Here is a 13,841-nt window from a genome sequence, read left to right on the forward strand (position 1 = left end):
GAATCTCGGGCCGCATTAGCCTCAGCATAGCTGGCGAAAACGGAACGGGAACGCTATCTGATCCAACTCTTCACATGAACGGACCGGGCAAGGAACCGCGTGGCCGATATTGATGCACGTCCAGAGGACGCCCGGAAACAACGACTCGGCCGGATCGCCTATCGCGCCTGGCGGCGCGGCTTCCGCGAGGCCGACATGGTGCTGGGACCGTTTGTCGATCAAGTCGGCCCGTCGATGGACGACGCCGAGCTGGATCAGCTGGAGCACCTTCTGAACGAGGAAGATCAGTACCTCTACGCCTGGATCATCGAGAAGGAGCCGACCCCGCCCGAGTTCGACGGGCCGATGCTGGCGCGCATCCGGGCCTTCATGCGTGAACACGTCGCGGCGGAAGTGGCCAAGGGCATCGGTTGATGGGTGAGGCGATGGCGCGGCGTGACGTCGAACTGGGCGGGGCGCCCGAGGGTCTGGACGCGCTGGTCGTCGCCGAACGGCTGAAGGCCCAGGGCGGCGTCGGCCTGCTGGTCGCGCGGGATTATCAGCGTGCGGGCAATTTTACCCAGACGCTTGGCTTCTTCGCCAAGGGCGTTGAAGTTCTTGAATATCCCGCGTGGGATTGCCTGCCTTACGACCGGCTGAGCCCTACCGCCTCGGTCGCCGCCCAGCGCATGGCGACCCTGACCCGGCTGGCCCAGCGCGATCCGTCTGACGCCAGGCCGCTGCTGGTCGTCGCCACCGTCGCTGCCGCCACCCAGCGCACGCCGCCGCGTCAGGCCGTCACCGGGGCCGGGTTCGAGGCCCGCGTCGGCCGCGATCTGGATACGGCGGCGCTGGAACGCTACGTCTCGGCCAACGGCTATGTGCGCGCTTCGACTGTGTCCGAGCGCGGTGAGTACGCCATACGCGGCGGCGTCATCGACGTCTTCCCGCCCGGTTTCGACGAGCCGGTGCGTCTGGACCTGTTCGGCAGCGAACTGGAATCCATCCGCGCTTTCGATCCCGAGACCCAACGCTCGACCAAACAACTGAAGCAGGTCGCCCTGCTGCCGGTGTCGGAAGTCCTGCTGGACGCCGAGAGCATCTCGCGCTTCCGCAGTGGCTATCTGAACCTGTTCGGCGCGGCGGGTGACGAGCCCATGTACGCCGCCGTCAGCGAGGGCGCGCGGCGTCAGGGGCTGGAGCACTGGCTGCCGCTCTTCTACGATCGGCTCGACACCCTGTTTGACTTCCTGCCGGACAGCGCCCCGGTCTTCCTCGACAGCCAGGTCGAGCAGGCTCGCGCCGAGCGCTGGAGCCTGACGACAGACGCCTATGAGGCGCGCAAGGAAGCCGCCAAGGGCAAGGGCGGCGCGGCCTATCGCGCCCCGGCGCCGCAAAGCCTCTATCTGGACGAAGGCGACTGGAACAGCGCCCTGGCCGGGCGCGCCGTTCGCCGTCTGTCGCCGCTTTCGGGCGGATCGGGCGAGGATGCGGGCGGGCGTCTGGGACGCAGCTTCGCGGCTGAGCGTTCGCAAGACAGCGTCAACCTGTTCGCCGCCGTGGCGCAGCATGCGGAGGCTTTGAAGGGGCAGGGCAAGCGCGTCCTGTTCGCCTCCTGGTCCGAGGGCTCGGCCGAGCGTCTGGCGGCCATGCTGGGCGATCACGGCCTGACGCATGTCCTGCCCGTGCGCGACTGGGACGATGTTCTGGCGGCGCCCAAGGACATCTATCTGCGCGCCGTCCTGCCGGTCGAGCATGGCTTCGTCACCGACGAGGTCGCGGTCATTTCCGAGACCGACATCCTGGGCGACCGTCTGGCGCGGCCCAAGCGCAAGCGTCGGGCCTCCAACTTCCTGGCCGAGGCCTCGGCCCTGACGGCTGGCGACCTCGTCGTTCACCTGGATCACGGCATCGGGCGCTATGAGGGCCTGAAGACGCTGGAGATTCAGGAGGCGCCGCACGACTGCCTGGAACTGCTCTACGCCGGCGACAGCAAACTCTATTTGCCGGTTGAAAATATTGATCTTCTGACCCGTTACGGCACCGACGCCGACGGGGTGCAGTTGGACCGTCTGGGCGGCGCGGGCTGGCAGGCCCGCAAGGCCAAGGCCAAGGAGCGTCTGCGCGCCATGGCGGAGGGCTTGATCGCTCTGGCCGCCAAGCGCGCCATGCGCGTGTCCGACCCCATCACGCCGCCGTCCGGTCTGTTCGACGAGTTCTGCGCCCGCTTCCCCTATGAGGAGACGGACGACCAGCTGAACGCCATCGGCGACGTGCTGGAAGACCTGGGCAAGGGCACGCCCATGGACCGCCTGATTTGCGGCGACGTTGGCTTCGGCAAGACCGAGGTCGCCCTGCGCGCCGCCTTCGTCGTGGCCATGAGCGGTCAGCAGGTGGCCATCGTCTGCCCGACGACCCTGCTGGCGCGCCAGCACTTCAAGACCTTCAGCGAACGCTTCGCCGGCTGGCCGATCACAGTGCGGCATCTGTCGCGCATGGTCACGGCCAAGGACGCCAACGAAACGCGCGCCGGCCTGAAGGACGGAACCTTCGAGATCGTCGTCGGCACCCATGCAGTGCTGGCCGAAAAGGTCGGGTTCAAGGACCTGGGCCTGGTGATTGTTGACGAGGAGCAGCACTTCGGCGTCAAGCACAAGGAGAAGCTTAAGTCCCTGCGGGCCGATGTTCACCTGCTGACCCTGACCGCCACGCCCATTCCGCGCACCCTGCAGATGGCGCTGTCGGGCATCCGCGAGATGTCGATCATCGCCACGCCGCCGGTCGATCGTCTGGCGGTGCGGACCTATGTCACGCCGTGGGACCCGGTGCTGGTGCGCGAGGCCCTGCTGCGCGAGAAGTATCGCGGCGGTCAGGCCTATTACGTCGCGCCGCGCCTGAAGGAACTGCCGGACATCGAGAAGTTCCTGCGCGAGCAGGTGCCCGAGGTGAAGTTCGTCGTCGGCCACGGCCAGATGAGCCCGACCCAACTGGAGGAGGTGATGAGCGCCTTCTACGACGGGCAGTATGACGTGCTGGTTTCGACCACTATCGTCGAGAGCGGCATCGACATTCCGACGGCCAACACCCTGATCGTGCACCGCGCCGACATGTTCGGCCTGGCGCAGTTGCACCAGATCCGGGGCCGCATCGGCCGATCCAAGGCGCGGGCCTTCGCCTATCTGACGACCGATCCCAAGCGGCCGTTGAGCCTCTCGGCCGAGCGCCGGCTTCAGGTGCTGCAGTCGCTGGACAACCTGGGCGCCGGCTTCCAACTGGCCAGCCACGACCTGGATCAGCGCGGCGGCGGCAACCTGCTGGGCGACGAGCAGTCGGGCCATATCCGCGAGGTCGGGGTCGAGCTGTATCAGCAGATGCTGGAAGACGCGGTCGCCGAGCTGCGCGAACAGGGCGAGGAAGTGGCTGATCGGGGCTGGTCGCCGTCCATCAACGTCGGCGCGGCCGTCCTGATTCCAGAAGCTTACGTGCCAGACTTGAATGTTCGCCTGAGCCTCTATCGTCGCCTGTCGGACGCCGAGAGGATGGAGGATCGCGAGGCCATGGCGGCCGAACTGATCGACCGCTTCGGCCCGCTGCCGGACGAGGCGCAGCAGCTTCTGCGGATCGTGGGCATCAAGGCGAACTGCCGCATGGCCTGCATCGAGAAGATCGACATCGGTCCGAAGGGCGCGGTGTTGACCCTGCGCAACAACAACTTCCCCAATCCCATGGGGCTGGTAGGCCTGATCCAGAAGAACCATGCGTTCTGGAAGATCCGGCCGGATCAGAAGATCGTGGTGAAGGGCGAATGGCCCACGCCCGACGACCGCCTGAAGGTCGCCGAGCGGATCACCGCCGATCTGGCGCGGGTGGCCGGGGCCGCTTAACCGCGGCCCTTCATCTGGCGGATCAGGGCGCCGAACAGATTGACGTAGTCGTCGGTCCAGGGGCGGACCTCGGTCGGCGCCAGCTTGCGCCAACGCCCGTCGCCCTTGAAGTCGGCCAGGCCCTCGACGGTCGGAGAAATGGCCAGTGCCTCGGTCGAGGCCTCGGCCATCTCGGGCGCGTTGGGCTGCTCGATATAGATCTGATGCAGGTCCGCCGCGCCCAACTGACGGGCGGCGGCGACCGCCGGCATGGTGATCTCGAGGTTGCGGTTGGACAGGTGAAGCACCACCACGCCATCGGGCTTCAGAAGCTTCAGATAGCCCTGGATCGCCTCGACGGTCAGCAGGTGGGTCGGCACGGCGTCCGACGAGAAGGCGTCGATGACCAGCAGGTCATAGGTGCCGGGCGCCTCCTTGGCCATGGTCAAGCGGGCGTCGCCCAGAACGGTGCGGATCGGACCGTCGGCGCAGTTCGAGATGTAGGTGAACCAGGACGGATCACGCGACACGCGGTCCACCATCGGGTCGATCTCGAAGAAGGTCATTTCGTCTTCGGCGCGCTTGTAGGCGGCCATGGCGCCTGAGCCTTGACCCACGATGCCGATCCTGGCCGCCGGGGTGCGTTGCTGGATACGCATGGCGGCCTGCCCCAGCGGAGTGGAGGGCGCGTAATACATGGTCGGACCACAGGCGAAGCCGGGGGCGCGCGCCTGGGCGCCGTGCAGGGTGGTGCCGTGCATCAGGACGTGAACGTCGCCGCCCATGGCGTCATCTCGCGTGACCGCCACCCGCATGACGCCGAAGAAGCTGCGTTCCGACAGGCTCCAGTCATAGCCCCGACCGACATGATGCGCCGACAGGGTGATGACGCCGACGATGATGGTGAAAAGCACCGCCCGGTCCCGCACCAGAAAGGCGCAGATGGCTGCGCCGCCCAGGATGAACTGTACGACCTGAAGTCGCGCCTGATCGCTGAGCAAGGCCCGGAATTCGGGATTATAGCGCATGAACTCCAGGATGATCGGCGGCGCGGCGGCGATGCCGACGCCGATCAGCAGGGTGAGGGGGTCCCGGCGAGACAGCGGCCCCTCGCCCCAGGGCCTGGCCAGACCGACCAGGACCATGACCAGGGGATACTCCCACACCACGTTGAAGATCGTCGGCGCGATCAGGGCGTTGAACGCGCCGCCGACCACGCCGCCCAGCGACAGCAGCAGGTAGAACTCGGTCAGGCGATCCGGCGCGGGGCGTCGCTCAGCTAGCCTTTGGTGGCACATCAAGGCGGTGATGAAGAAGGCGCCGAGGTGGGTCAGCAACAGGGCTAGCCAATGCCCTGTGCTCGTGCCGACCATGCTGACGACTATGACGCCGAGCGCGGCCTGCAGAACCAAGGTCGTGGACAGCCTGATCCACGGCTTGGCCTGGAAGGCGATGACGAAGGTCAGCAGGTAGAGAGCCAGGGGCGCGACCCACAGGAAGGGCGCGGAGGCCACGTCGGTGGACAGGTGGGCGGTGACGCCCAGCATGAGGCTGGAAGGGGCAGCGGCCAGCAGGACCAGGACGCCCTTCTCGCGCCAGGGGATCGGCGCGGTGGCGGCCAGGGGCGCGGGCTCGGGCGCGTCCTGAACCCGCCGACGCCAGACCACGGCGGCCAGAGCCACCACCAGCAGGACGAACAGGCCGTAACCACCGGTCCAGGTCGTCCTTTGCCCCGACAGAGACATGAGCGGCTCGATCACGGCGGGGTAGGCCAGAAGAGCCAGGAAGCTGCCGAGGTTGGAGGCGGCATAGAGGACGTAGGGGTTCTGGCCGTCAGCGTGATCGGCGCGCACCCGCGCGTACCAGGCTTGCAGTAGCGGCGCCGTGGCTGACAGAACCGCGAATGGCGCGCCGACCGACAAGGCCAGCGTCGCCAGCAGCCAGGCGGTGGGGGCGGCGGGGTTCGGCTCTCCAAGGACGCCGCTGATCTGCAGGGGCAGGAACAGGGCCGCCGACAGCAGCAGGATCAGATGTATCGCCGCCTGCCACTTCAACGAGCGGACCCGCTGCAACAGGTGAGCGTAGCCGTAGCCGACCAGCAGCGCCGTCTGGAAGAAGACCATCGAGGTGTTCCAGACCGAGGGCGATCCGCCCAGCATGGGCAGGACCAGCTTTGTCACCATGGGCTGAACGACAAAAACCAGCGAGGCCGACGTGAAGATGGCGACGGCGAACAGCGCGGGTGTTATCGCATCGGCCTTGCGGAAGGCCGTCGTCATGGTGGAATCGGTCATTCGCGATCCGCTGGCATCGGCATGGTCGTTTGACCCGCCCCCTGCCGACAGACTTAGACCGACTCGCAGACGGAGCGCATAGTCATGTTCCCCGAGGATATTCAGGTTACGGCCGATGCCGTGATCCGGGCGGCGATCAAGGCCGGCGTCATGGTCGCCACCGCGGAAAGCTGCACCGGGGGTCTGGTCTCGGGCGCGCTGACGGCGGTCGCCGGCTCGTCGGCTGTGCTGGATCGGGGCTTCGTCACCTACAGCAACGAGGCCAAGGCCGAGCTTCTGGGCGTGTCCGAGGGTTTACTGATGCAGTTCGGGGCCGTTTCAGAACCCGTGGCCCGGGCGATGGCGCTGGGGGCGGTCGATCATTCGCGGGCCTCCGCGTCGGTATCCATCACGGGGGTCGCGGGTCCGGGCGGCGGCTCGGCGGAAAAGCCGGTCGGACTGGTGCATTTCGCCGCCGTCGGTCCCAAGGGCGCGGTCGTGCACGTCGAGCGCCGGTTCGGTGATATCGGACGCGAGGCGGTGCGGCTGGAAAGCGTCCGTGTCGCTCTGGCCCTGCTGCTGGATGCGGTGACGGCGTGAGCGAGCCTGTCCTGGTCGATGCGCGCGGACATCGCTGTCCGGTCCCGAGTTTGCGGCTTCGCAAGGCGATGGAAGGGCTGGCGCCGGGCGCACGGCTGACCTTGCTGGCCACCGACCCGATGGCGCGGATCGACGTGCCCTACCTGATGGGCGATCTGGGCGGGACGATTTGCGGGATCGAGGAGCAGGGCGGCGTCCTGCGGATCACTGTCGAGACTGGCGTCGTTCCGACAGACTGACGACCGAGCCGCTGGTTTCGACTTCCGGTTCTTCCGGCTTCCAGGCGATTTCCAGTTCGGTGGCGAAGGCGCCGCCGTAGAAGATGGCGTTGACGTTCCAAGACAGCCAGATCAGCAGCACCACCACCGCGCCGACGGAGCCGTAGGTGGCGCCGAGTTGGGCGATCTGCTCGACATAGATGGCGCAAAGCCATGAGAAGAAGCTGGACATGATCGTGGCGATCAGTCCGCCCATGATCGCCGCCTTCCACGCCACGCGCGTCGCATGGGACATGGCGTAGCGGTAGAGCATGGCCAGGCCCAACCACAGACCCAGCGCCGGCCATAGGCCGTCCAACGGCAGGACCAGCAGCCCCACAGGGTCCTGTGCGTGAGCGTGCTCCATCAGTCGCGAGGTCACGACCGCGCCGGATACGATGGTGAACAGGACGAAGGCGGCCAGGGCGACCAGAAAGGCCAGCATGTTGAATTTGAAGAAGCCGTGCGGCTCGGTCTCATCATGGATCAGATTCAGTCCGGCCAGCAAGGCCTTGAATCCGCGATGGGCCGCATAGGCGCCGATGAACAAGGCCAGCGCGCTTTGGGCCGAAACGGTGCGGGCCGAAGCGTTCGCCAGGCGGTCGATCTCGTTCAGGAAGATGGATCGTGCGGCATGCGGCACGACATCGGCCAGGGCCGCGGCCTGCTCGCTGACCTGTCCGATGGACAGGACCACCTTGTAGAAGCCGATCAGGATGGCGATGGCGGGAAAGACGGCCAGCAGGGCGAAGAAGGACACGCCGCCCGTGTAGAGCATGACGTCGCGTCCCCAGCTACGGGTGAAGGCGCGGACCGCGAGCTTCCCCCAGAAAAGGGGCTGGGCCGTCAAACGGGGTTGCTGATTCAAGCCTGAGCCTCGGCAGTCGTCAAAGTGACCGATTAACCCCATTCGGCTTGTGGCGAAACCCTTGGCGAGGCCGTTGAATTTGTAACGCCCGAGAGCGCGCTTGCCATTGCTAGAGCGTGGGCATGGTCAGTATCATCCTTCGGCCTGAAGCACCGGCGTCGGGGGCGAGCCGTTCAGGCCATGGGAGAGAAGTTTGGATTCCGATCCTCGCGTACTGGTCGTCGCCGTTGATGACGCCCTGATCGGCCCCCTGTGCGAGGGGCTGGATCAACTGGGGTGGCCCACGATGACGGCGCGCACGGTGAATGCCGCCGACCTGGTGTTGCAGGATCTGTCGGTCGACGCTGCGATCGTGGCCGTGGAGGGGCTAGAGGGCCACGATGTCGTTGCTCGGCTGCGCGCTGCCGCCGCTCCGCGCTACTTGCCGATTCTTCTGATCGGCCAGGATGAGGCTGCGGGCGGGCCGATCGATCTGGCGATGTCGTCGCCCCCGCATCCGGCGCAGGCCGCCTTGCGGTTGGACCAACTGACGCGCGCGGGCATAGCGGAAGAAGAGTTCCGCTTGCGGCAGGCGACCTTCGCCGCCCACGGCGTGACCCTGCAGCCTGCGGATGCAGGCGAAACGCCGTTGCAGATCTTGACGGCGGGGGCGGCGGACCGTCGTTTTCTGGCCATGTCCAACGCCCTGTCGGCAGCAGGGGCCGAGGTCGTCGCCGCGCCGACGCCCTACACCGCCTTCGACTATCTGCATGAACGCGCCTTTGACGCCGCTGTCCTGTGGGGCGGTCAGGACCATGCGCCAGCCCTGTCGATCGCCTCTGGCATGAAGCGCAACACGCGCCTCTATCACATCCCTCTGATCCTCTACCTGCGCGGCGCGGCCGAGGTTGAACTGGCTGACCTGTTCCGCCGGGGATTCGCCGACGTGGCGGCGGCTGAGACGCCGGAAGACGAGACCGCCGAACGGGTGCTGGCGTTGGCGCGCAACCATCGTCGGCGTCAGGCCATCAGGCGCGCGCTTGATTCGGTTCGGGGTTCGGATCTGATGGACGCCGCGACCGGCCTGTTCACCCGCGATCTGTTCGCTTCGCATCTGGCGCGTGTCGCCGAAGGCGCCCGGTCGCGCAATCGCGCCTTGTCGGTCTGCGTGCTGCGCGTGGCGGAGCGTGACCCGGTCGCTCAGGCGCGGTCCGGCGGCTGGCTGGACCGCGCCATGCCTCAGATCGGCGCCATGGTGTCGCGACTGGTGCGGGTCGAGGACACGGCGGCCCGCCTGGGGTCGGAGTTGTTCGCTCTGGTCCTGCCCGCGACGGCCGAACGCGAGGCGCGGATGGCGGCCGAGCGGATCGCGGCGGTGATCGCCTGCACGGCGTTTGACGCCGGCCAGGACCGCTCGCCCTTCATCGTCGAGTTCGACGTCGGGGTCGCCGAAATGCGGGACGGCGAGGCGCCGGCCGCCGTTCTGGAGCGGGCGTCGGCCGACCTGGCGAACGCCTAGGGCAGTTCCACGGAAACGGCGGCCTGCGCCGCCAAGCCTTCACCGCGTCCGGTGAAGCCCAGGGCCTCGGTCGTCGTCGCCTTGACGCTGACCGCGTCCAGCGGAAGCTTCAGCAACTCGGCGAGACGTTCGCGCATGGCCTGACGATGCGGCTTCACCTTGGGCTGCTCGCAGATCAAGGTGACGTCGACATTGACGATCCGTCCGCCCCGCGCGGCCACCCGTTCGGCGGCGTAAACCAGAAAGCGGTCTGACGAAGCGCCCTTCCACTGTGGATCGCTGGGCGGGAAGTGGTCGCCGATGTCGCCGTCGGCGATGGCGCCGAGGATGGCGTCGGTCAAAGCGTGCAGACCTGCGTCTGCATCGGAATGACCGATCAGGGTCTGATCGTGGGGAATTTCGACGCCGCACAGCCAGACCGAGGTTCCCGGTCCCCAGCGATGCACGTCAAAGCCTTGGCCGATGCGGATGGTCTTGGGCAGCAGGGCCTCGGCCATGGCGAAATCCTCGGGATAGGTCAGCTTCATCAAACGGTCGTCGCCTTCAACCAGCCGCACGCGGCCGCCGGCCCGTTCGACCACAGCGGCCTCGTCCGTCGGTGCCTCCGCGTCGGTCCAGGCGGCGTAGGCGTCGCGGATCGTCTTCAAGCGGAAGGCTTGCGGCGTCTGGGCGCGCCACAGGCCGTCGCGCTCCACCCCGCCGACGACCAGCCCCTCCTCGCCGCGACGCAGGCTGTCGGCCACGGGCAGGGCGGGCAGAGCGCCGTCGGCGTCGTTCAGCGCCTGCCGCAGGCGCGCGATCACGGCTGAGCTCAGGAAAGGGCGGGCCGCATCGTGGATCAAAACCGGCGTGTCGTCAGCGCATTCCAATGCGGCAAGACCGGCGCGCACCGACTCGGCGCGCGTGGCGCCCCCCGTGACGGCCCGCCATCCCGCAAGGCCGGCCAAGGCGTCGTCCGCGCGCGAATGACCGTCGGGCGCGACCACGATCACGACCGGATCGGCGCCTGCCGTCAGCAGGCTTTCGACCGACCAGCGCACCATCGGCCGACCGCCGACGGCCCTCCACTGCTTGTCTCCGCCGGCCCGAGACCCTGAACCGGCGGCCACAACGATTGCTGCAAATCCCATGTCGGCCTTCTAAGCGCCCCAGTTCCGCTTGACGAGAGGCTCAACTGTCGGCGGTAAGGGCCATATGAGCGCAGGATTGCAAATCGGAGACGTGCGGATCGCCGGGCGGGTGCTGATGGCCCCGATGACCGGGATCACCGACCTGCCGTTCCGCGTGCTGGCCTCGAAACTGGGCGCAGCCTATGTGGCGACCGAAATGGTGGCCTCGGCCGAGTTGGCGCGCGGGCGGCCCGACGTGGTTCGCCGAGCCGCTGTGGGCCGGGGTCTGCCTCTGACCGTGATTCAACTGGTCGGCGGCGATCCCGAAACCATGGCCGAGGGCGCGCGTATGGCCGAGAAGGCGGGCGCCGACATCATCGACCTGAATTTCGGCTGCCCGGCCAAGGAAGTCACCGGCGCGGCTTGCGGTTCGGCCCTGATGCGCACGCCGGAACGCGCGGCGGCCATCATGGGGGCGGTCGTGGCGGCGGTCAGCCGTCCCGTCACCGTCAAGATGCGCCTGGGGTGGGATGAGAACAGTCACAATGCTGCTGATCTGGCGCGCAGGGCTGAGGAGCTCGGCGTCGCGGCGGTCACGGTCCACGGCCGCACCCGCAAGCAGTTCTATACCGGCGTCGCCGACTGGGCGGCGGTGGCCGAGGTCAAGCAGGCGGTGTCCATTCCGGTCATCGTCAACGGCGACATCATCACGGCGGAACAGGCGAGGGAGGCGCTGACCCTGTCCGGCGCCGACGGCCTGATGCTAGGTCGCGGCGTCTATGGCCGTCCGTGGCTGGCGGCGCATCTGGAGCGGGCGCTGGCGGACGGAACGCGGCTTCAGGAGCCGGACCGCGAGGAGCGATTGGCGATCGTCATCGAGCATCTACGCGGCTCGGTCGCCTTCTACGGCCTGCCGCTGGGGCTGAAGATGTTCCGCAAGCACCTCGGTTGGTACATCGAGCAGGCGCCCTGGCCGGAAGATCCGTTGGAGCGGCGCGCGGCGAAGGCGCGCCTGTGCCGCCTGGACGAGCCCCAGCAGGTCGAAGAGGCGCTTTCGGCGCTGTGGCGTCCATCGGTGACGCATTTGGGCAACTCTGTTGTTGAAAATCCGCCACAGCTGGTCGAAGCTGCGAGGTGATGACGGACTCCCCCGCCGCGCAGGTTGAAGGTCACGGCCCCGAGCGATCGCTCTGGGGGCGCCTTTCCGGCAGCCGCGTGCGGGCCTTGTTCGGCACGGCCTACGCCGTCGCCTTTCTGATCACGGCGGCGGCGATCTGGCTGGTGGCCATTGCGCCGGGCGCGATGGCGGGCGGCGACGCCCGGACCGCCGCCAGTCGGGCGGTCCTCTATATCCTTCTGGTGAACCTGATCCTGATCGGCGGCCTGGCGGCGGTGATCGGCGGACGGGTGCTGCGGCTGATGAGGAACCGCGACAACCCCGGCGCGCGGCTTCACCTGCGTTTCGTGACGCTGTTCTCGCTGGTGGCGGTCGTCCCGGCGGTGCTGATCGCCCTGGTGTTCGGGGTGCTGGTCAACCGCGGCGTGGACCAGTGGTTCAGCACCAACGTCCGTTCGGCGGTCGAGAACGGGGCTGAGATCGGCCGGGCCTATGTCGCCGATGTCGGGGCAGGGCTGGAGGTCGATCTGGAGACCATGTCCACCGAACTGGGCGGGGTGCGCGGCCTGTTCGACAACCGTATCCAGTTCTCGCGCGCCCTGGCCCAGATCGGCGACTTCTTCGGCTATCCGGCGCTCTACATTCTCAACAGCGACGGCGAGGTGCTGGCCAGCGGCGAGCAGCCGGACGCGCCGCCCTATGTCGCCCCGCCGCGTGAAGCGTTCGAGACGGTGGCGGCGGGCGAGGTCGCGCCGACGACCGTGACTGAAAACCCCGATATGGTGCGAGCCCTCTATCCGCTGCCCGATTATGGCCACGCCTATCTCTATGTCGTGCGGCCGTTGGCGCCGGGCCTGATCCAGCGGATGCGCAACGGCGAGGAATCCATCGCCGCCTATCGCGCCGCCGAGGAAAGCCGGGCGCGGATTCAGGCGGCCTTCGCCCTCAGCTATCTGGAGACGGCGCTGCTGGTGCTGGTCGGGGCGGTCTGGCTGGCCATGTCGGCGGCCAGTTCGATCTCGGCGCCCATCGGCCGTCTGGTGAAGGCGGCCGATCAGGTGGCGGGCGGGGACCTGAACGCCCGGGTCGACAATACCGGCGCACCGTCTGAACTGGTAGTGCTGTCCGAAGCCTTTAATCGCATGACCGGCGACATCATGGCTCAGCAGGCGGCGCTGAAGACCGCCAGCGATGACGCCCAGGGCCGCAGCCGCTTCATCGAAACGGTGCTGTCGGGCGTCAGCGCGGGCGTGATCGGCCTGGACCGACGGGGCCGCATCTCGGCCATCAACGATAGCGCCAGCCTGCTTCTGGCCATGACCGACAGCGAGGTTCAGGGACGTCTTCTGGCCGAGGTCGCGCCGGAACTGGCCGAGCTGTCCGAGCGCGCCGAGGCCCATATCGAGGAAGACATCGACGTCAGCCGTGACGGCGAGACGCGACGTCTGCGGGTCCGCATCGAGGGCGGGCAGGGCGGCGAGATGGTTTTGACCTTTGACGACATCACGCGGCTGGTGACGGCCCAGCGCAACGCCGCCTGGCGCGACGTGGCCCGCCGGATCGCTCATGAGATCAAGAATCCCCTGACGCCGATCCAGCTGTCGGCGGAACGACTGCGCCGCAAGTACCGCTCCCAGGTCGGCGACGACGTGGAGGTCTTCGATCGTTGCACCGAGACCATTATTCGTCAGGTGGGCGATATCGGCCGGATGGTGGACGAGTTTTCCTCCTTCGCCCGGATGCCGGCGCCGCGCTTCACCCGCGAGAACCCTGCCGAGATGCTGCGCGAAGCGGTCTTCGCCCAGCGTGTCGCGGCGGCGGACATCGGCGTCGAGTTGATCGAACCTCTGCCCGCCGTCGTCATGCAATGCGACGGCCGCATGGTCGGGCAGGCCCTGGCCAATATTCTGAAGAACGCGGGCGAGGCTGTGGCCGCCAAGCGGATGCGCGAGCCTGCTGAGGCGGGGACGACCGGCATCATCGCCAGGCTGGACGTGGACGGCGGTGTGGCGACCTTCACGATCGAGGACGACGGCGTCGGCCTTCCGGCCAAGGATCGCGATCGGTTGACTGAACCCTATGTCACGACGCGCGAGAAGGGCACGGGCCTGGGGCTGGCCATCGTCAAGCGTATCTGTGAAGACCACGGCGGCGAGCTGAAGCTGGCCGACGCCGAGACATTGGCGGGCGCGCGCGTGTGCCTGACCTTCCCCCTGACCCAAGACAGCAAGGCTGCTCACCGTGCTCCCGGCGCGGCGCGCGCGGCGGAGTAGAGAG

10 protein-coding genes are annotated in these 13,841 nt (G+C 67.6%); 7 read left to right on the forward strand and 3 right to left on the reverse strand.

Annotated elements, in window-relative coordinates; translation table 11 throughout:
- Window positions 1–99 precede the first annotated feature (99 nt).
- Window positions 100–414: an FAD assembly factor SdhE gene (locus tag VGE49_RS08765; RefSeq protein WP_331034177.1), complete on the forward strand. Its 315-nt coding sequence runs from the start codon at window positions 100–102 to the stop codon at window positions 412–414.
- An 11-nt stretch (window positions 415–425) separates the two neighbouring features.
- Entirely contained in the window at window positions 426–3,863 is a 3,438-nt protein-coding gene (mfd, locus tag VGE49_RS08770; protein WP_331034178.1) for a transcription-repair coupling factor, read from the forward strand.
- Here mfd and VGE49_RS08775 read toward each other — a convergent pair.
- Window positions 3,860–6,136 (reverse strand): spermidine synthase, encoded by a 2,277-nt coding sequence (locus VGE49_RS08775; RefSeq protein ID WP_331034179.1) that lies wholly within the window; start codon window positions 6,134–6,136, stop codon window positions 3,860–3,862. The genes mfd and VGE49_RS08775 overlap by 4 nt on opposite strands.
- An 84-nt stretch (window positions 6,137–6,220) precedes the next feature.
- On the opposite strand from VGE49_RS08775, the gene VGE49_RS08780 reads away from it, so the two are divergent.
- Together VGE49_RS08780 and VGE49_RS08785 are read left to right on the forward strand one after the other, a co-directional pair.
- Entirely contained in the window at window positions 6,221–6,715 is a 495-nt protein-coding gene (locus VGE49_RS08780; protein ID WP_331034180.1) for a CinA family protein, read from the forward strand.
- Complete coding sequence (locus tag VGE49_RS08785) at window positions 6,712–6,954, forward strand: sulfurtransferase TusA family protein (protein WP_331034181.1); 243 nt, start codon at window positions 6,712–6,714, stop codon at window positions 6,952–6,954. Before VGE49_RS08780 ends, VGE49_RS08785 begins: the two co-directional genes overlap by 4 nt.
- On the opposite strand, the gene VGE49_RS08790 is transcribed toward VGE49_RS08785, so the two are convergent.
- The gene (locus VGE49_RS08790; RefSeq protein WP_331034182.1) at window positions 6,920–7,750 is read right to left on the reverse strand and encodes a YihY/virulence factor BrkB family protein; all 831 of its coding nucleotides are present in this window, start codon (window positions 7,748–7,750) and stop codon (window positions 6,920–6,922) included. The two genes, VGE49_RS08785 and VGE49_RS08790, sit on opposite strands and share 35 nt — an antisense overlap.
- A gap of 283 nt (window positions 7,751–8,033) precedes the next feature.
- On the opposite strand from VGE49_RS08790, the gene VGE49_RS08795 reads away from it, so the two are divergent.
- Entirely contained in the window at window positions 8,034–9,338 is a 1,305-nt protein-coding gene (locus VGE49_RS08795; protein WP_331034183.1) for a diguanylate cyclase domain-containing protein, read from the forward strand.
- Here VGE49_RS08795 and VGE49_RS08800 read toward each other — a convergent pair.
- Complete coding sequence (locus VGE49_RS08800; protein WP_331034184.1) at window positions 9,335–10,468, reverse strand: bifunctional 2-C-methyl-D-erythritol 4-phosphate cytidylyltransferase/2-C-methyl-D-erythritol 2,4-cyclodiphosphate synthase; 1,134 nt, start codon at window positions 10,466–10,468, stop codon at window positions 9,335–9,337. The two genes, VGE49_RS08795 and VGE49_RS08800, sit on opposite strands and share 4 nt — an antisense overlap.
- Before the next feature lie 64 nt (window positions 10,469–10,532).
- Between VGE49_RS08800 and dusB the strand changes: the two genes are divergently transcribed.
- Together dusB and VGE49_RS08810 are read left to right on the forward strand one after the other, a co-directional pair.
- A complete protein-coding gene (gene dusB / locus VGE49_RS08805; RefSeq protein ID WP_331034185.1) occupies window positions 10,533–11,585 on the forward strand; it encodes a tRNA dihydrouridine synthase DusB in 1,053 nt (350 codons plus the stop codon).
- A complete protein-coding gene (locus VGE49_RS08810) occupies window positions 11,585–13,837 on the forward strand; it encodes a sensor histidine kinase NtrY-like (protein WP_414643623.1) in 2,253 nt (750 codons plus the stop codon). The genes dusB and VGE49_RS08810 overlap by 1 nt, the downstream gene beginning before the upstream one ends.
- The last annotated feature ends 4 nt before the right edge of the window (window positions 13,838–13,841 follow it).

The organism is Brevundimonas sp., assembly GCF_036405315.1.
Taxonomy (GTDB): domain Bacteria; phylum Pseudomonadota; class Alphaproteobacteria; order Caulobacterales; family Caulobacteraceae; genus Brevundimonas.